The organism is Streptococcus sanguinis, from assembly GCF_020729765.1.
GTDB lineage: Bacteria > Bacillota > Bacilli > Lactobacillales > Streptococcaceae > Streptococcus > Streptococcus sanguinis_Q.
Genome location: NZ_JAJEPD010000035.1, coordinates 47,604 through 66,375, shown reverse-complemented (window position 1 = coordinate 66,375; position 18,772 = coordinate 47,604). Strand labels below are relative to the sequence as shown.

Here is an 18,772-nt window from a genome sequence, read left to right as displayed (position 1 = left end):
ATGCTATGTGGCATTATAATAATTTTATCAATGATTTTCTGAATAAAAAGAGACTCCTCCCTTTTTCCCTTCAATCTCTCATATTCCCCAATAATAATGATTAARTGATTGTTAAATGCGTTTAAATTAGACAAAACGGCATATATGTCWTCTCTGATATTGGAWRGAATACGATCRAAATCATCAACAAYTATTATTAATTTCTKCYTTTTAGTTTTAAATTTTTTAGTTACAGAAGATTCATACCAWCCTTCTTTTATSGCTTTATCTTGAAARACAGTTAYTATYGATGTTAAGATCAATAGMGGAGCTAATAAATTCCAATTGACCGGATTAGAAAACATCCAATTTATAAAATTGTTTAACAGAAAAAATAGAGCAACCACAATCGGAGCTAGCCAATTWAGAATAATATTAAKTCTAGGGTATAGATTAGTAAAGATATAACGATATATCGTTTGTTCACCTGAAAACGMCCAAAAATTTAATCTRATAAATTTATTACTTTCTTTGTTCTTAATTGCATAATTTTCTACTAAATTAATATAGCTAGACTTTCCGACGCCCCAATTACCACTTAAAAGAACTGTACCTGTATAATCTGAATCAATATATTGTTCATAAAATTCTTTAACATGATTTTCTAAGCCAAACCTATCTTCCTCTATTGAATTAATCTCTCTATTTTTACTCATAATTCCCTCGCTAACGAGCTCTCGCTTCCTCCAATGTCAAACTCTTTCCCACTTGGGAGTTCGGACAAGCTCTTTCCTATTCTTCTACATCATTATAGCACACTTAGCTGGTCTGGTATAGCAACAAAATAGAGCTCCTGCAAGCAAAAACAGCAAGGCAAACGGCTTGCTGTTTCAGTTTATCACTCCTCCATCTCAATCCGCCAGCTGGCGGCTATTTTTCTTTCTTGGATAAATTTGCTGTAGATACCTTGTTTAGCTAGTAAGTCTTGGTGTTTGCCTTGTTCGACAATGCGACCTTGATCCAGCACCAAAATCTGGTCTGCATGCTCAACTGTCTTGAGTCGGTGGGCAATCATGATGATAGTCTTATCGCAAGTCAAAGCCTGAATAGCCTGCATGAGGGCTTCTTCGTTTTCTGGATCAACATTGGCTGTTGCTTCATCCAGAATGATGATAGGCGCATCCTTGATAATTGCCCGAGCAATGGAAATGCGCTGGCGCTCACCTCCAGAAAGACTGGCACCTCCTTCACCTATCTTGGTATCATAGCCATCAGGCAGCGAGAGGATAAAGTCATGACAGGCCGCTTTCTTGGCAGCCTCTATCACTTCTTCCTGACTGGCCTCCGGCTTGCCAAAACGAATGTTATTGGCAATGGTATCCTCAAAGAGATAAACGTTTTGGAAGACAAAGCTGAAATTGCGAATCAGGCTGTCATAGCTGTAATCTCTAACATCATGCCCGTCTAGACTAATACTTCCCTGATCCACATCCCAGAAGCGGGCAATGAGGTTGCAGAGCGTTGTTTTGCCTGATCCAGAAGGTCCGACCAGAGCAGTTGTTGTTTTTTCTGGAATGGTGAGGGAAACCCGGTCAATAATTTTCTTATTTCCATAAGAGAAGCTAACATCTCTCAGCTCAATCCGGCTGCTCTTAGGCTCAATATCCTGACCACTGATGTCCATCGGCTGGATAGCCAAGACTTGATTGACCATATCAACCGACAAATCAACAATGCGTAGGAGAGAGGAGAAAGAGCCAACGCCGTCTAGATTTTCATAAATCATAAAACCACTGACAATCATCATAATGGTTACCAGCAGCTCCATACTGCCATTGAGATAAAAATAAATAGAGAAAAGCCCCATAAAGAGACCGGTCAGCTTGTTCACCATGCCCTGGAGGGCAATGTAAGGTGAGGTCACGAGTGTCATTTTGGTATCTAGCTGACTCTTTCCTTCAATAGCCTTGGACAGCTTCTTGGCAGAACGGTTGACCAGATTGTAGTTCTTAACTTCAGCAATACCTTGGCTGTACTCCAAAACAACGGCTACCAGGTCCATATCCGCCTGATACTTGTCAGCTGAAACCTTGCCAACTTGCCAACGCATGAGGGTATTGGGCAGGAGAAAGAGGACGAGACCCACCAAGAGAACCAGTCCAACCCGCCAGTCATAGAGAAAGACCAAAATAGTGATGAGGCCAGTCGTCAGAAAGCCCTGCACAGTCATCATAACCACTCGCGTAGCTACATCAGATAACCCTTCCAGCGTATTGGTCGTAACACTGGTAATCTTGCCCAAGCTATTTTGATTAAAGTAACCCATGGGCAGATAGCGCATGTGCTCAGCAATTTCAATCCGCTTCTGAGCACAGGTATGATAGCCCGCTTCCGTCTGCAGCATAGTAATTTTCAGGGTAATCCAGACGTTTAGGACAGTGGATACCAACATGATACCCAGAGCCAGCCAGAAGGTCTGCATAGAGAGATTCTTCTCAATCAGTCCCATAACGACTAGGCCGATTGCTGGAATACGCAGAGCGATGATAAAAGACTTGATGATGCCCAGATAAATGGATTGATAAAATTTCCTACGATCCTCTGCCGTACAGAAATCAAAGAATTTCTTCAGTATATTAAGCATACGTCAGCCCCCCTTCCATCTCATCACTATCCCTAGTAGCTATATGGGCTTGCCACATGGAAGCATAAAGCGGACTTGCTGCCAGTAATTCTTCATGTCGTCCTCTAGCTTCAATCCGACCATCATTGACCAAGACTATCTGGTCTGCACTCATAATCGTAGACAGCCTGTGGGCAATGACAATCAGGATCCGTCCCTCAATCAGACGAGCTAGACTGGACTGAATCCGTGCTTCATTTTCCGGATCTGTATAAGCAGACGCTTCATCCAAGATAAGAATCGGCGCATCCTTAAGCATGGCACGGGCGATGGCAATCCGCTGGCGCTCCCCACCAGATAGATGACCGCCGCCAGAGCCTACCTGAGTTTCAAAGCCGTCTTCCAAGTTCATGATAAAGTCATAACAGCCGCAGCGACGGGCAATTTCGATGACCTCTTCATCAGAAGCTGCTGGATTTCCCATCCGGATATTTTCCATAATAGTCTCATCAAAGAGATAGTTTTCCTGGGTCACGTAAGCGATCTGCCGACTGTAATAGTCTAGCGGAAGCTGGCGAATATCCAAGCCACCATAGGTAATCTGACCAGAACTGACATCCCAGAAAGAAGCTAGAAGCTTGGCAATTGTAGACTTACCTGATCCTGATGGCCCAACTAAAGCATTGACGCTGCCAGCATTAATATCTAGCGAAATACCATGCAGTACTTCCTCTTCATCTGTATAGCCAAAGCTGACATTCGTCATAACCAGATCCCTTCCTTTTGGAAGTTCTCGCAACTCCTGAGGCCTTTTCAAATCAGGCTTTTCCAGAATATCAATGACTTGACCAAAAATAGTCCCGATTTTCCGTAAATCGTCCATATAGCTAGCCACTAAAATCAGAGGAGTCAAAAGACTGAGCGAAAGAATAATCATTAGAATGAAATTGCCAGCAGTCAAACTGCCTTGCAGATAGAAATAACAGCCTGCCGGTAGTAGAAAGAGCAAGCCTGACGGCAGAAAAGCAGTCACAATGCCCATCTCCAGATTGAACTTGCGCATCCATTCAATAAAGCAGTCTGCTCCTTCTCTAGCAGCTGTCACAAACTTATCGTAAGAGAACTTTTCCTTGCCAAAAACCTTAATAACCTCAATCCCATTGATGTATTCCACCGCTGTATCATTGAGTTTCTTGGTCTTTACTAGAGTATTTTGATAGTCCGCTTCGCTATTGACAGCCATTCGCATATAGGCCAGCACCACGATGGGAATAGTTAGGAGAGACAGCAAGGTCAGCCGCCAATCGATAACCAGCATAGCAATGAGGACAATAATCGGACCAAAAATCCCAGCAGTAAACTCTGGAATCAGGTGAGCCAAGGTCGTTTCGGTCGCATCCACCCGCTCAACGATAATGTTTTTATAACTGCCTGATGACTGACTAAGCACTGTACCTAAAGGCAGCCTAGCCAGCTTGTCTGTCAGGCGGTGCCGCATTTCCGCTAAAATCTTAAAAGTAGCCGTATGCGACAACATGGTGGAAATACCATGGAATCCCCAGTAGCCAATCCAGGCCAGACCTGCCCACGCTGACTGCTGCAGGTAAAAATCCCAGTTTTTATTGCCAGCCAAGAGCTGATTAATCATTCCACCAATAAAGAAATAAGGCAGAAATCCTGAAAGCACAGAGGCAAAGGCAAAGATCAGACTGAGCACAAAATATATCTTATGAAGGGAAACAAAATCCCAAATCCAAGCAAGGACAGATTTTTTCTTCATAGAATTTCCTTCTTTCTATCAAAAACCTAGCAAACCTCCCCAGTCAAACAAGTCCATGATGGAATGGCAAAATTCCAGCGCCTGCTCTTGGGGCCAGTCTTGAGCCAAGGGCTCAAATACAGCTGTGTAATAAGCTGTCACGCACGATCGCAGAAACTCGTGTTTGACCAAATGATTGATCTTCCCCTCTTTGTAAGCCAGCTCCAAATAGCGATAAGTCTCGTCTGCAGCCAAATGAGGTAGACGCATCCTGAAGTCCGCTTGCGAAGAACCCTGAGATTTAAAGAGCAAGAGCTGCATAATATCCTTATGCTCATAGAGAATCCGCATCAGAGACTGGAGATCTTCCAAGCGATGGGCCCACATATCAGACAGGTGTCCCTCTTCTAGGAAAGCATAATCACGTCGCTTCTGCTCTTGCCCATACTGATCTAAGGCTGTCAGAGTAGGCTCAAGCAGAGCTGTAAAGAGACTGTCCTTACTCTCATAGCGCTTATAAAGAGCCCCAGTTGTTAAGCCAGCCGCGCGACAAATTCTCCGCAGTGAAGCATCCTGATAGCCATAAGCTAAGAACTCACTCCTCGCACTTTCCAAGATTTTTTCGTTTAACTCATCTGTTTCTTTTTTCATGGTTTTTTAATTCGATAACACTGTTATCACCTTTCTTCTTTTATTATAAATTCTGACAATTTAACTGTCAAGGAAAAACAAAAGAGACCGCGAAATATTTTCATCGGTCTAGTTCTATTCCTTTTCCTCTTGTAAACATAACAAAAGGAGCTTATTAACAAGCTCCTCTAGAATTTTAATTTTTATTAGGTGCATAAATCATGCCAGTACAGTCGAAATCTTCCTGTCGGCGAAAGCCGAGCTCTCGATAAAAAGCTAGATTTTTATCTGACTGCTCCGTTGCCAACTGGATTTGGTAAACATCCTTAAAACTTTCCAACGTCTGCTGAAGAAGGCTCCGACCAATCCCCTGACGCTGGTACTGTGGATACACCAGCAAATCCTGAATAAAGACAATGGTAAGCCCATCTCCGACCACTCGGATCAAACCAACCAACTTGTCTTCGTCATAGGCCGCCATCACAAACAAGGACTGATGGAAGGCCTGCTCTAACTGCTGAGGACGATTGGTGTAATTGCTCCAACCAACCGAAGCATAGAGGTCTAGCACTGCCGCAAAATCTAGCTGCGGATTTATTTTATAATGAATCATAGTCCTCTCCTTGTTTTTTCTCTGTTTGATTACATAAACCATTCTAACGCTTTATCGAACTTGAGTCAGCACTCCGTCTTGCATCTCATAAACCTTGTCAACCTCGTCCAGCAAGCGGGTATCATGAGTAATCATGACCACACTCTTATGGAATTTCTGGGTCACTTCTTTGAGCAGATGGACCACGCGCTTGGCCCGCTCCGTATCAAGACTAGCTGTCGGCTCATCAGCCAAGATAATATCAGGGCTGTTGTAAAGCGCTCTGGCGATAGCAGCTCGCTGCCTTTCCCCGCCAGACAATTCTTTCGGATACTGCTTGAGAGTTCCTTTAAGATCTAGCAGCTCAATCAGATTGTCTAGATCTGTTCTTTCCTTTTTAGATAAGCGGTCAATCAGCTGGAACTGGTCCTCGATTTTCAAAAAAGGTATGAGATTGGAAGCCTGCAATATAAAGCCAAAATCATTGAAACGCAGAGCAGCCCGTTCCTTTTCCTTGAGCTGGGAAGTATCTTTCCCATGCAGCAAAATCTGTCCTTTTGAGGGAGTTTGCAAATGGCCCAGCAAGGTAAGAAAGGTTGTTTTTCCTGAGCCTGATGGCCCAATAATAGCTACAAACTGCCCTGCTTCCAATCGGAAATCAGTTGGTTTCAGGGCTTGGACCAGCGTATGCCCCTGACCATATTCTTTTGTAACCCCTTTTAGTTCTATGATTGACATTTACTCACCTCCAATCGCTGTGATAGGGTCAATTTTCAGAACCCGATGAATGGACAAGAGTCCGCCAGCCAGTGACATGAACACAATCAGGACAATCAATCCAGCATAAGCTCTCCAGTCACTGTAAAAAGGCATAGAAGCCGGCAAGACTAGCTGGGTTCCCAAGAGAGCCAAAACAGCTAAGCTGATTCCCAGAGTTGACAGGATGAAAATCTGCCAAAAAATAGAAGCAATAATCTTCCCACTGGCAATCCCTTGGGCGCGCATAATACCGTAAAGATGCGTCTTTTGGATGGTAATGATGTACATAAAAATTCCCAATACCAAAAATGTAATCAGAACCATGGCCCCAATCATAAAGGAAAAAGTCAGTACCTGAGGCTGATAACCAGGGATATTTTCTATAAAATCGCTCATAGAGAGCTGACTAAGTCCAGCTTCTTCAATCTTCTGACCATCCTTGACCACAAGTGCACTGATATTCTTAACCTGACTAGAGCCGTACTTTAATTCCCTGAAATCATCTAGATCCATAAAAATTACAGGTTGCGTAAAGAAGCTATTATCCTCTGTGAAACCAACAACCTGATAGAGGCGCTCACTTCCATTAAGCTGAAGCTGGTCGCCTAGTTTCACACCTTTTTGCTGCAGACGCTTATCCGCAATGACTTCATAAGCAGTCTCAGCAGGACGTCCCTCAATAATGTCAGGCGCTAGAAAACTATCCCAAGAGAGACCAAAAACCTGAGCATTGAGTTTATCAGTCCCATCTTCATAATTGGCCACTGCTGACGTTTGTCCCAAAGCAGCGATTGAGTCCCCTTGAAGCAGGCGGCTGTATTCCTCTTCCTTGAGAGTCGAAGCTATTAGATTCTTATTTGCGTACTCCGACAAAACGATCGACTCAGCCTGCCATTGGTCCAAAGCCAAGCGATTGAGCCTAGCCAAACCGACGGAAAGACTAGATAAAAAGAAAACCATATAGGTAATGAGAAAGACCACAGCAACCACTAAACGATAACGCCCACGGCTATAGACAATCTCTTTAAAAGCTAAAAACAAAGCTGTCCTCCTTTGAGATATTCCAGACTATTATACCATAAAGAAGCAAACTGGATAAACTATCCTGTCAATCTCCCTCCATATGCTCTCTGACAAAACCTGCCAGACCAACAGCGGTCACCCTAGCATGAAAAACACTCATTTGCTGAGCCTTATAGCGAGGATGAGCCAGCCAGTAAGTCAGAGTTCCCATAAAGGACGCAGCTTGATGATTCAGGAGCAAGTCCGCCTCTACCTCCTCTAAATGTGGATTTGCCAAGGAAATACTCTGACAGAAAATCTCCCTCAAAGCTTCCTGCAAGCGCCACGAACTAGTCGGACAGCCATTTGGCCCTAAAAGAATGGCTAAGTCTTCCAAGTAAGGCTCAAAAAAATAAAAAAGATTCTGTTTCTCATGGATATAGTCTTCCACTTTAAAATCCTTTTCTAACTTGAACAAGCAGGCAGATTCTAGAACCTCTTGATAATAGGCCTGCAAATCACCTAGCAAGCGGTCTTCTATCTTCTCCAGCAGATCATATTTATCCAAATAATGCCGATAAAAAGTACTTCGATTCATCTCTGCCAAGTCAATCAATTGGCGAATACTGATGCTCTCAAAAGTCTGCTCTTTCATCAACTGCAGCAAGCTAGTCTCTATCCGCTTTTCTGTCTCTCTTCTTTTTTTCTCATACATACCATTCACCTCAAAATGCAACAGTCTATCTAAAATTGATGCTTGTATGCCATCCAGCTCCCACTATATAATAAATATAAGCAGAAGACAAGAACAAGAGGATTAAAAGATGAAGATTATGATCAATCAAAAGGAAGTCAGTCAAGAAAGAATTGAGCACTGGCGGAAGAAGAGAATCCATAAAGCAGCCAAGATACTTAATCTACAGCTGCCCAATACTGACAACACGGAGATTTTAGACCAAGCCCTACTGGAAGCAAAAATGAAGCTGACATACGAAGAGCTAATCCAGCAATTCGGAACCAAACTCAAATGGAGCCAATATTTAATGAAATGGGCCGCCAAATGGTCCAAGAAACCACGAAAAAGAGCTATCATCACGATTTTTGCAAGTGAACTGACTATTGCTTCTTTCAGTAAATGGCTAGAAAAATTGATGTTAGAAAAGACAAATGTTCATAAAAGCGTCAATCTTGGTGCCTGTCCAGACCATTATGCCATGCAGACACACGGCGGTAAACTGGAAGTCATTGAGACAGCAGGAAATAGCCCTCTGCCGACACAGTTTTTTCTTAATCTTGGTGGTGAAGCCGAGATAGAGGAGCCTCGTGATTCATCTTATCCCTTCCAAACTGCTGGTGCTGCCAGTCTAGCGAATGGTTGCAATATCGGTGGTATTCGCCATCAGTTTCGCGACACAGAAAAAGGTCTAGAAGCCCGATTCTGCGTCGAATTCCCCAGCCTTTGTCCAGACAGCCTTATCAAAGAACACCAGCTCCACCTGGCCGCCGAATGGTCAAGGTGGATAGCTTGGTGTAGAGAACATAAAGAATGAATTCCCTTTCCTAAAAAATACCTATCAAGCCATACAAAAACAGCCTACTGCCATCTTAAAGAGACCGCAGCAAGACTGTTTTCTTCTTTACCTAATCAAAGACAATCATGGACTTAATGGTCTTGCGTTCATCCATATCTTTATAAGCTTGATCAATATCTTCCAGTTTGTAGCTTGAAGTAAAGACCTTGCCTGGATTAATATCACCATCAAGAACTGCCTTGAGCAAGATTTGCTTGTCGTAAGTTGTGACAGAGGCTGCTCCGCCTGCCACTGTAATGTTTTGAGCAAAGGTAGAACCGAGCGCACGGTTATTGTAATGAGGAACACCAACGAAACCTAAACGTCCACCATTGTGAAGAACCCCAAGGGCTTGATCTACGGCTACTTCTGTTCCGACACATTCGAGAGCAGCGTCGGCTCCGCCACCGAGAATTTCGCGCACTTTGGCAATTCCTTCTTCGCCACGTTCAGCCACAACAGCTGTCGCACCTGATTCCAAGGCCATCTTTTGTCGATCTTCGTGACGGCTCATAAGAACGATTTGGGAAGCGCCACGCATTTTAGCAGAAATCACAGCGCATTGCCCCACAGCTCCATCACCAATCACGACCACCTTATCACCAGGCTTAACATCTGCCACTCGCGCAGCATGATAGCCAGTCGGCATGACATCAGCCAGTGTCAAGAGGGATTTGAGCATGCCTTCTGTATAATCAGAAGGCTGACCCGGAATTTTGACAAGAGCCCAGTTGGCATATTCGAAGCGAATGTACTCCGCTTGCACCCCATTAGACCAATTGGTGCCAATATGGCGGTCACAAGTCCCATCATAGCCAGCGCGACAGGCATCACACTCCCCACAGCCATGGGTGAAAGGTGCAATGACAAAATCTCCCGGTTTGACCGTTGTAATAGCCTCTCCGATTTCTTCGACAATTCCAATGGCTTCGTGCCCACTATTTTGATGGCCGGATTCAATATCTGGATTACGATAACTCCAGAGATCCGATCCGCAAACGCAAGTACGGACAATGCGGATAATAGCATCATCTGCTGCCTCAATTTGCGGGCGACCAATTTCTGCTAGACCAACTTGGCCAGCTTTTGTATAAACTGTTGATTTCATAGTTTCTTCTCCTCTGATATCTTTATAGCAACTATTATACAACTTAAAGCACCCTTCAAGTCAAATATTTGACATCATTTAAGATAAAATTCTTATAAAAAAGGAAACTCCTTTCTCAGAGTTTCCTAGTTTGATTCCCTCACTGCTCATCCTGTTGTCCTGAGCGGAATGAGAAGCGCTTTACTGCTTGGTAAATGTCAGAGTGTCTGGATCATCATCCAATTCGTCCACAATCAGCTGATTGCCATTTTGGCGGTAACTTTTGACATCATCACCAACAATCAGTCTTTGGTTAGCAGCATCTACTTGTACCTGCTTGATTTCCTTACTGCCATCGACCTCGGTCTCAGTCCAGGTACCAGTCGTACCATTGATTTCTAGGACATGCTGGTCACCATCATGGTCGGTTGCTTGGTAGCGCCCGTCTAGATTAGTAGCCTGCCCTGCATTTGATGATGACGAAGGCTGATTAGAGGAAGATGCGGCTGATGACTGCGAAGTCTGATTCTGCGCAGATTGTGATGTCTGGCCTTGTGTATTCTGTGATGAACTAGTATTCCCTCCTTGGTTGGTATTGCCTGAGCAGGCAGCTAATAGGACTGCTGCTGTCAGAGATAGAATTCCGATAAAGGCTTTTTTTGTAATAGTCATATCGCTTTCTCCTTTTTCTACATTTGTAGTTTATACTTATATTCTACACTTGTCTGTTTCATTTGTCAAGAAAAAGCAGTTTTTATTATAAGGAAAATACATCTAAAGGAAATGAAGCACTCTGACTGAACTTTGCTATTCAGACGCTGCTTGTTCTGTTGTCTTTCCGAACTCTCTTGACAAAATAGTTCCCTGTCGTATAATGATTCTTAAAAAGATAAAAGGAGAAGATCATGCCAATCAGAAAAGCCCAAGTCAGCGATATTCCTGCACTCCAAGAACTCCTTCAGCAAATCTTGCTTGTCCACCATCAGGCTCGTCCGGACATTTTCAAGGCCAAGGGCAGCAAGTTTAGCAATGAAGAATTAGAGAAGATTCTGGGTAAAGAGTCCACCCCTATTTTTGTCTTTGAAAATGAAGCTGGAGGAATCCTCGGTCACCTCTTTTTCTCCATCAAGGAACCTGTCAGTCCTGTACTCAATCCCATCAAGACACTTTTTATCGAGGACTTATGTGTAAATGAGAAAGCCAGAGGGCAAAAGGTTGGTGAGCAACTTTACCGCTTTGCGGAAGACTATGCTCGGAAAATCGACTGCTATAATCTGACTCTCAATGTTTGGAACGACAATGTCGGAGCTCTGCGTTTCTATGAGCGGTTAGGGCTTCAGCCTCAGGAAACTGTAATGGAGAAGATACTTTGATTTGAAGGAAAAATTTCAGGAAGCGCGAGCAATAGTTTTCGGCTATACCCTACCAGTATAATTAACTATTTTATTTGCCGAGGAATTTTCGATACAATAGAGCATAATGCCTAATGAAAGTGAGAAAACTTATGACAAAATCAAAATTCCAACTGGTTGGATCTCTTCTGCGCCCAGAAAATCTCCGCCAGTATAAAACAGAAATTGAGCACCGCGACGACATTCAATACCCCTTCTACGACAGCTTCCCAGGCTACCATGAGACGGAGACAGCTGACATCAAGGAGATTATCGCTGAGCAAAAGTCTAAGGGAATTGACATCCTGACGGATGGAGAATACTCCAAGTCTATGTGGCATCTGGACTTTGTCTGGGGACTTAAGGGAATCGAGCGCTACATTGCTGACCACGGCTATACCTTCAAGGACCACGACGGTGGGCAATACGAGACCCGCAAGGATATTGGTATCCGTATCACAGCACCACTCTCTGGTAAAAACCATCACTTTATCGAAATTTATAAGCTAGTCAAGGAAGACGCTGCTGGTGAAGATACTAAGCTGACTGTCTGGGGACCTGCCCATGCTTATACTGAGTTAGCTGTCTTTGACCGCTTGGCTGGACCAGGACAAGTTTACGAGACCAATGAAGATTTGAAAAAAGGCTTGATTCAGGCCTACAAGGAATTTTTGGACGACTATAAGGCTGCTGGCGGACAGATTATCCAGTTTGACGACTGCCTCTGGGAACTCTTTGACGAGTCCAATCCTGCTAGCTTCTTTGCTGAAGGCAATGCCAGTCTGGCTGACCTGGCAGACGAGTTTGTCGCTATTAATAACGAAGTCGTAGACTACGCTCATGAGCTTGGACTGACTGTCTGGACCCACAACTGCCGTGGTAACTACGAAAGCCGCTCTGCTGCTGAAGGTACCTACGAAGCTATCGCGGAAAAATTCCTGCGCGACCAACACTATGATCGCTACTTCCTAGAGTGGGACAGCGATGTAGCTGGTGATGTATCAGCTCTAGCAGCTTTGAAAGACAAGGATGCTGAAGTTGTTTTAGGACTGCTTTCCAGTAAGACGACAGGCTTGGATGATGAAAAGCGTGTCCTAGACCTCCTCGAGAAAGCAGCAACCGTTCTACCGAAAGAGCGTCTCCTGCTCTCCCACCAATGCGGCTTCGCCTCTTGTGACTCTGGAAACGAACTCACCATTGAACAACAATGGGCCAAAATCAAACAAGGCCAAGAAATCGCCCAGAAATTCTGGGGATAATAAGCAAAAAAAGCGGTGTGACCGCTTTTTTCTATGCTTTTAAAATCAATTGTGGACTGTATTAGATCTCTTAGATGAACTCCAGTTTCATCTGCATCTGTTCAACATATTAAATCTTGGAGTATCAGGAAAGTTCAATTCGCTTGAGCCAATTTTCAACCAAGGCCGTAAAGAGAGCCTCCTGATCTATCTGTGCATTATGGCCAGCAAGATCCATTACAGCATGAGTTGCCCTAGGATAATAGTGAGACAGCTGGGCTAACTGCTGGAAGCCCACGACTTGATCCTGCTTTCCTGCTATAAAAAGGCTGGGCTTGTCATAGCCCTTTTCCTGTAGCTCTTGATCCACTTCAAACGAAAAAGCATAGTTTTCTTGCAGCTTTTGGACAAAGGGAGCATTCATCATCTGAAGCCCTGCTAGGATTTCTTTTTCAAATCGTTGATAAGTTTCTTTAGTCTGCAAAATCGCTAAATCAACAAAATCTTCGCTTTTGCCTGCTATATCAAAACCTACCTCTCTAATTAGCAAGCTGTCTTTTGGCAGAATTCTTTCTTGCGGATCGGGTACAACTACTGGACAAATAAGCAGCAAACCATCAATCTCCGACCTTTTCTTAGCCAAAATTCCTCTAGCAAGATAGCCACCATAAGACTCTCCAGCTAAGAGAAAGGTCTGTCCGCCGATTACAGTCTCTATAAAGTTCAAGAGCATCTCTAAAATCGCATCTGCACTTGCAAAAGCAGGATTGGCATCAGACCTACCCATGCCAGGCAAATCTAAATAAATCCTTTTATAGTCAGCTTGTTTCTCAAAAATAGGTTCCAAACATCCTTCCATCAATTCAGATGAACAGCCCAAACCATGAATTGCCAAGACCGGCTTTCCTTGACCAATCACTTTATAATATAATTTATTTTCCTGATAAGTAAAAAACATTATTTCTCCAATCATACCTTAAAGACACGTTTTGCTCGAGGTGAAGCCTTTATCGAAACCAGTCAAAATAATATTGTTTATGAGCCTAACAAATTATTCTTATCATCTACACCCCTCAAAGCTACTAGACGAGCAAGCTTATTCTTTCCCCTTGATTTCAGAGCTTCATGCCTCATCCCCAAATAACAAAGTCGATTTTTGCAGATATGGATTGGGATACTTGAATAGCAGGTCCCTTACAGCTCTTACCAATTCTTTTTGCTCAACCTGACCGGATTGGTAACGAAGCAAAAGATGCATAAAATCTTCTTTTTCTGAAGTGCTGACTTTTTTCTTAAAATAGCCCCAAACATGCTGAAAGGCATTGCAGACCTGACCTCGGTTTTCAGGCAGGGTTACTGCCTGATCAATCAAGTCTTGAACATGTGCTGCTTCCACAGAGTCGCTTTTTAGATATTGGCGGATTTCCAGATAGATCTTACTGGAATGACTGAGAACCAGATATTTATTTCTAGCCCAAAGAGTCTGACATTGGGAGATTTGGTTTACATTTTCCATGATTACTTTACCTACTGATTTTCAATTTCGAATTCTTCTCGTTTCGTCTACATCATTGCTCGCATCCTAGTAAGACAGAAAACAAATCAACTATGATTGGAATAAAATTTCGAAGAGTATTAATCAAAATCCCCAATCACATGACTGGGGAATCGTTCATTAGCGTACTTCTGCTCCGAGTTTTTCGGTCAGGGATTTTTCGATTTTTTCCATGTATTTAGCCACTTCTTCGTCAGTCAAGCTGGCTTCTGGATTTCGGAAAGTCAGGCTGTAGGCCATAGATTTGAGGCCGACACCTAGCTTGTCACCAGAGAAGATATCAAAGAGCTTAATATCTGTCAAGCGTTTAACACCAGCTGCTAGGATTGCATCAAGGACCTCTTGATGAGTGATTTCAGTCTTGAGCAAGAGGGCCACATCACGGCTGACAGCTGGGAATTTAGTGATTTCCGTAAATGGCTGTGCTGGCTGGAGCTGCTCTTCGATAGCAGACAGGTTGAGCTCAGCTACATAAGTTTCAGGAATATCGTAAGCCTTGGCTGTCGCAGGATGGACCTGGCCGACAAAGCCGACAGGCTGGCCATTGATAGAGATTAAAGCAGTCCGTCCAGGGTGCATGCTCTTAATCTGGTTGCTAGCCGCGTATTCAGCTGTCAAGCCCAACTTATCAAAGAGCGCTTCCACTACACCCTTTGCATAGAAGAAATCAACTGCTACTGGCTTGGTCTGGAAGTCTTTTTCATTAACCAAACCTGTCAAAGCAAAGGCAAAGCTATTGATTTCATTTGGCAGGTCTTCCTTAGGATTGCCAGTCTGCTCAAAGACTTTTCCAATCTCATAGAGGGCTAGATTCTTATTTTTCCGAGCTACATTGTAGGCTAGGGAGTCCAAAATGCCAGAAACCATGTTCTGACGGAGAACAGAGCGCTCCACTGTCATCGGCCACATGAGCTCAGTCAAGTTACTAGGATTGAGAGTAAACTCAATCGCCTTTTCTGGTGTCGTCAAAGCGTAGGTGATGATTTCTGTCAGCCCAGCTCCCTCTGCTAAGGTCCGTACTTGACGGCGCAGTTGTTGCGTTGCAGTCAATTCACCAGCAGTCCCGTCATCTTTTGGCAGGCTAGCTGGCAATTTGTCATAGCCGTAAATACGGGCAATTTCTTCATAGAGGTCCGCTTCGATTAAAATATCCCAGCGACGGCGAGGTACACTGACAGTGAACTGTTCAGCATTTCCTGACAAGCCAAAGCCAAGTCTGCGGAAGACATCCACAATATCTGTATAAAGTAAATCTGTTCCCAGCACACGGTTGACATCTGCAAGACTAGACACCACTTCTACATCGCTAGTGTCTAAGCTACCAGCTGATACGATACCAGCCTGAACAGTCGCTCCTGCCAAGTCCGCAATCATGCTTGCTGCCGCATCCAAAGCCTCATTAACAGTTGCCACATTGATGCCTTTTTCAAAACGGGAAGATGATTCCGAGCGCAGGTTAAGGCGACCGCTGGTCTTGCGGATTGATTTACCATCAAAGACTGCTGCCTCCAGAACAACACGAGTGGACTGACCGGAAATTTCTGTTGCTTGACCACCCATGACACCAGCCAGTGCAACTGGCTTATCCGCTACAGTGATGACTAGGTCGCTAACTTCCAGCTCGCGCTCTTCACCGTCCAGCGTCACCAGTTTTTCACCAGCACTCGCTTCCCGCACGACAATCTGGTCACCCTCAAACGTATCCAGATCAAAGGCATGCATGGGCTGACCAAAGTAGAGCAGGATGTAGTTGGTCACGTCCACTACATTGTTAATCGGACGGATTCCTTCTTTCATGAGGAGATTTTGCAGCCACTGAGGACTTGGGGCAATAGTGACATTTTCCAAGATACGAGCCGCATAGTAAGGGGCTTTCTCGGTTTCAAGAGCCACTGATAGACTGTCACCTGCTTGCTTTTCATTTTCCACCAGCGGAAAATCTTTAAAATGTACTGACTTGTCATATATGGCAGCCACTTCATGAGCCACCCCACGCATAGACAGAGCATCTGCCCGATTTGGTGTGATGGAAAGCTCGATAATCTCATCGTCCAAGTCCAGATAAGAGAAGACTTCCTCACCTGGCACTGCTTCTTCAGGCAGGATTTGAATGCCATCCGCAAATTCCTTTGGCACGACAGAATCAGAAATGCCCAGCTCACCGAGAGAGCAGATCATGCCCAGTGACTCCAAGCCACGGATTTTCCCTTTTTTAATCTTATAATTATCCGCAATGCGAGCACCCGGCAGAGCCACCATGACCTTGATGCCTGCGCCAATATTTGGAGCACCACAGACAATCTGACGGTTCTCCTCTTCTCCGACATTAACTTGACAGACATGCAGGTGGGTATCTGGAACATCCTCACACGATACCACCTCACCAACAACAATTTTCGACAAGCCAGCAGCTGGTGATGTCACACCTTCCACTTCAATTCCTGTCGTTGACATTTTCTCAGCCAACTCAGCGCTCGCCACATCAATGTCTACTAACTCTTTTAACCACTTATAACTTACTAGCATATTTAAGATACCAAGGGCGTCAAAAACGACTGAAAAATAGGAGATTTGCTAAGCATTCGATGAATGATCGCAAGTCTATCTTTTTTCCGAGTTTTTAGCCCGGGTTCAATTCCTTTCTCTAATTCTATCGCTGAGGAACTTGACCGATCAAATTTTAGGGACCTGTCTGAAAGCCTGATTTCAGAAACAAATCATCTAAATTTAAAGCTTTTAGGTCGTATTCATTTCCTCTCTTTAAATTTTCTTGTTTATTTCAATTTCTTGCGCAGCAGCCAGTCTGTGTCCACCGTCTCACCAGTGATATAGTCGTGCTGGCTAAATTTTTCAAAGCCGTATTTGAAGTAAAAATCTTGAGCTCTAAAATTCTTTTCCCAGACGCCCAGCCAGACCCAGTCAAAGCCTCGTTTCTCGGCTTCATCTAAGGCAAATTCAAACATTTCCTTGCCCAAACCTTGACTATGATAAGCTTTCAAAACATAGATTCGCTGAACCTCAAAGGCTTGTGGTAGTTCTTGCTCCGTTTGAGCATGTCCCCAGTTAAACTTGAGAAAACCAGCAATTTCACCGTCTTTGACAACAAAATAAGTCTCTGACTCAGAGTCTGTCAGTTCCTTTTCGATGGTCGCAAGCGACAGCTCATTGTCAAAATAATGAGCCATATCAGCTTCCTTGATAAATGGACCAAAGGTTTCTTGATAAGTCGCGACCTCCAACTCTCGTAAGAGACTCGCTTCTTCTTTTTTGACTCTGACTAGCATACTGCACTCCTTTCTCAGAAAAGCTGCATCTATGAATACAGGTTTCTACTTAAACTGCTGAGAAAAACGAATATCTCCTTGGTAGAAGCCACGGATATCGTTGATACCGTAGCGGAGCATAGCTACCCGCTCTTGACCGAGACCAAAGGCAAATCCAGAATATTTCTCTGCATCAATACCGCTCATTTCCAGCACGCGCGGATGCACCATACCAGCTCCCATAATCTCAATCCAGCCAGTCTTCTTGCAGACATTACAGCCGGCACCGCCACACTTGAAGCAGGAAACATCCACTTCAACAGACGGCTCTGTGAATGGGAAGTATGACGGACGCAGACGAATACTGCGGTCCTCACCAAACATTTTCTGTACAATCAGCTGCAGCGTTCCTTGCAGATTTGCCATGGAAATATTTTCGCCAACCACCAAGCCTTCAATCTGATGGAACTGGTGGGAGTGAGTCGCATCATCGGTATCCCGACGGAAAACGCGCCCCGGTGAGATCATCTTGAGTGGCCCTTTAGAAAAGTCATGAGCGTCCATAGCTCGCGCCTGTACCGGACTAGTGTGGGTTCTGAGCAGGATCTCCTCTGTAATGTAGAAAGTGTCTTGCATATCCCGTGCTGGGTGGTCTTTAGGCAGATTCATCCGCTCAAAGTTGTAATAGTCCTTCTCCACTTCAAAGCCGTCAACGACCTGATAGCCCATTCCGATGAAAATATCTTCAATTTCTTCACTAGTCTGGCTAAGAATATGACGGTTCCCTACCGGAATTTGACGGCCTGGTAAGGTCACATCCAAGGATTCCTCAGCCAGTTTCAGAGCGACTAATTGCTCTTCCATCTCTTGTGCAGTCTTTTCAAAGGCTGCTGTCAGAATGTCTCGCGCTTCATTGACGTGCTTCCCGATAATCGGCCGCATTTCAGCTGAGATATCCTTCATCCCTTTCAGGACTTCAGTCAGTGAACCCTTCTTACCCAAGACCGCTACACGCAAGTCCTGTAGTTCCTTTTGATTCTCAGCCTTGAGCTGCTTAAGAGAAGCTAGAGTCTCTTCACGCAGGCTTTTCAGTTGTTCTTCAATCGTTTTCGTCATTTTCCCTCCAAAATAAAAAGCGCGCCAATCTCCATAAGCGGAGCGTTGACACGCGGTACCATCCGTTTTTTATCTGGCAAGCCAGACCTTACTTATCAATCCTAGAGCAAGTGAATTCGCCTAGCTTTCATCTAGAGAGCTTTCAGTCGCTGGCTCCCCTCCCTGTTAAACTTCCCCTAGGTTACTGGTCTTGCGGATTGCTATTTA

18 protein-coding genes are annotated in these 18,772 nt (G+C 44.2%); 3 read left to right on the top strand and 15 right to left on the bottom strand.

Annotated elements, in window-relative coordinates:
* From K4H96_RS12370 to K4H96_RS04985, 8 genes are all read right to left on the bottom strand, one after another.
* Window positions 1-695, bottom strand: a 695-nt coding sequence (locus tag K4H96_RS12370; RefSeq protein WP_227956387.1) for a P-loop NTPase fold protein, incomplete at its 3' end; no start/stop codon positions are given.
* Window positions 696-877: 182 nt separating this feature from the next.
* Complete coding sequence (locus K4H96_RS05015; RefSeq protein WP_223336730.1) at window positions 878-2,623, bottom strand: ABC transporter ATP-binding protein; 1,746 nt, start codon at window positions 2,621-2,623, stop codon at window positions 878-880.
* On the bottom strand, window positions 2,616-4,382 hold the full coding sequence (locus tag K4H96_RS05010; RefSeq protein WP_223336729.1) for an ABC transporter ATP-binding protein: 1,767 nt from the start codon (window positions 4,380-4,382) through the stop codon (window positions 2,616-2,618). The genes K4H96_RS05015 and K4H96_RS05010 overlap by 8 nt, the downstream gene beginning before the upstream one ends.
* An 18-nt stretch (window positions 4,383-4,400) precedes the next feature.
* Complete coding sequence (locus K4H96_RS05005) at window positions 4,401-5,012, bottom strand: TetR/AcrR family transcriptional regulator (RefSeq protein ID WP_223336728.1); 612 nt, start codon at window positions 5,010-5,012, stop codon at window positions 4,401-4,403.
* Between the two features lie 175 nt (window positions 5,013-5,187).
* Entirely contained in the window at window positions 5,188-5,604 is a 417-nt protein-coding gene (locus tag K4H96_RS05000) for a GNAT family N-acetyltransferase (RefSeq protein ID WP_223336727.1), read from the bottom strand.
* A gap of 51 nt (window positions 5,605-5,655) precedes the next feature.
* A complete protein-coding gene (locus K4H96_RS04995; protein WP_223336726.1) occupies window positions 5,656-6,321 on the bottom strand; it encodes an ABC transporter ATP-binding protein in 666 nt (221 codons plus the stop codon).
* On the bottom strand, window positions 6,322-7,383 hold the full coding sequence (locus tag K4H96_RS04990) for an ABC transporter permease (RefSeq protein WP_002900595.1): 1,062 nt from the start codon (window positions 7,381-7,383) through the stop codon (window positions 6,322-6,324).
* A gap of 67 nt (window positions 7,384-7,450) precedes the next feature.
* Window positions 7,451-8,059, bottom strand: a complete 609-nt coding sequence (locus K4H96_RS04985) for a TetR/AcrR family transcriptional regulator (RefSeq protein WP_223336725.1) — start codon at window positions 8,057-8,059, stop codon at window positions 7,451-7,453.
* A 109-nt stretch (window positions 8,060-8,168) separates the two neighbouring features.
* On the opposite strand from K4H96_RS04985, the gene K4H96_RS04980 reads away from it, so the two are divergent.
* Window positions 8,169-8,894: a hypothetical protein gene (locus K4H96_RS04980; RefSeq protein WP_223336724.1), complete on the top strand. Its 726-nt coding sequence runs from the start codon at window positions 8,169-8,171 to the stop codon at window positions 8,892-8,894.
* Between the two features lie 91 nt (window positions 8,895-8,985).
* Here the strand turns inward: K4H96_RS04980 and K4H96_RS04975 are convergent, their stop codons facing one another.
* Window positions 8,986-10,023 (bottom strand): zinc-binding dehydrogenase, encoded by a 1,038-nt coding sequence (locus tag K4H96_RS04975; RefSeq protein WP_125383355.1) that lies wholly within the window; start codon window positions 10,021-10,023, stop codon window positions 8,986-8,988.
* A gap of 180 nt (window positions 10,024-10,203) precedes the next feature.
* Window positions 10,204-10,674, bottom strand: coding sequence for an SP_0198 family lipoprotein (locus K4H96_RS04970; protein ID WP_002917416.1), 471 nt, complete (start codon window positions 10,672-10,674; stop codon window positions 10,204-10,206).
* A 233-nt stretch (window positions 10,675-10,907) separates the two neighbouring features.
* Between K4H96_RS04970 and K4H96_RS04965 the strand changes: the two genes are divergently transcribed.
* Together K4H96_RS04965 and K4H96_RS04960 are read left to right on the top strand one after the other, a co-directional pair.
* The gene (locus K4H96_RS04965; RefSeq protein ID WP_223336723.1) at window positions 10,908-11,375 is read left to right on the top strand and encodes a GNAT family N-acetyltransferase; all 468 of its coding nucleotides are present in this window, start codon (window positions 10,908-10,910) and stop codon (window positions 11,373-11,375) included.
* 131 nt (window positions 11,376-11,506) lie between these two features.
* Window positions 11,507-12,652: a cobalamin-independent methionine synthase II family protein gene (locus K4H96_RS04960; RefSeq protein ID WP_048774348.1), complete on the top strand. Its 1,146-nt coding sequence runs from the start codon at window positions 11,507-11,509 to the stop codon at window positions 12,650-12,652.
* A 124-nt stretch (window positions 12,653-12,776) separates the two neighbouring features.
* Here the strand turns inward: K4H96_RS04960 and K4H96_RS04955 are convergent, their stop codons facing one another.
* From K4H96_RS04955 to pheS, 5 genes are all read right to left on the bottom strand, one after another.
* Window positions 12,777-13,604 (bottom strand): alpha/beta fold hydrolase, encoded by an 828-nt coding sequence (locus tag K4H96_RS04955; protein ID WP_223336722.1) that lies wholly within the window; start codon window positions 13,602-13,604, stop codon window positions 12,777-12,779.
* 150 nt (window positions 13,605-13,754) lie between these two features.
* Window positions 13,755-14,147, bottom strand: coding sequence for a YbgA family protein (locus K4H96_RS04950; RefSeq protein WP_223336721.1), 393 nt, complete (start codon window positions 14,145-14,147; stop codon window positions 13,755-13,757).
* Window positions 14,148-14,306: 159 nt separating this feature from the next.
* Window positions 14,307-16,712: a phenylalanine--tRNA ligase subunit beta gene (pheT, locus tag K4H96_RS04945; protein ID WP_223336720.1), complete on the bottom strand. Its 2,406-nt coding sequence runs from the start codon at window positions 16,710-16,712 to the stop codon at window positions 14,307-14,309.
* A 248-nt stretch (window positions 16,713-16,960) separates the two neighbouring features.
* Entirely contained in the window at window positions 16,961-17,470 is a 510-nt protein-coding gene (locus K4H96_RS04940; RefSeq protein WP_048774339.1) for a GNAT family N-acetyltransferase, read from the bottom strand.
* A gap of 45 nt (window positions 17,471-17,515) precedes the next feature.
* The gene (gene pheS / locus K4H96_RS04935; protein ID WP_002900605.1) at window positions 17,516-18,565 is read right to left on the bottom strand and encodes a phenylalanine--tRNA ligase subunit alpha; all 1,050 of its coding nucleotides are present in this window, start codon (window positions 18,563-18,565) and stop codon (window positions 17,516-17,518) included.
* Window positions 18,566-18,772 lie beyond the last annotated feature (207 nt).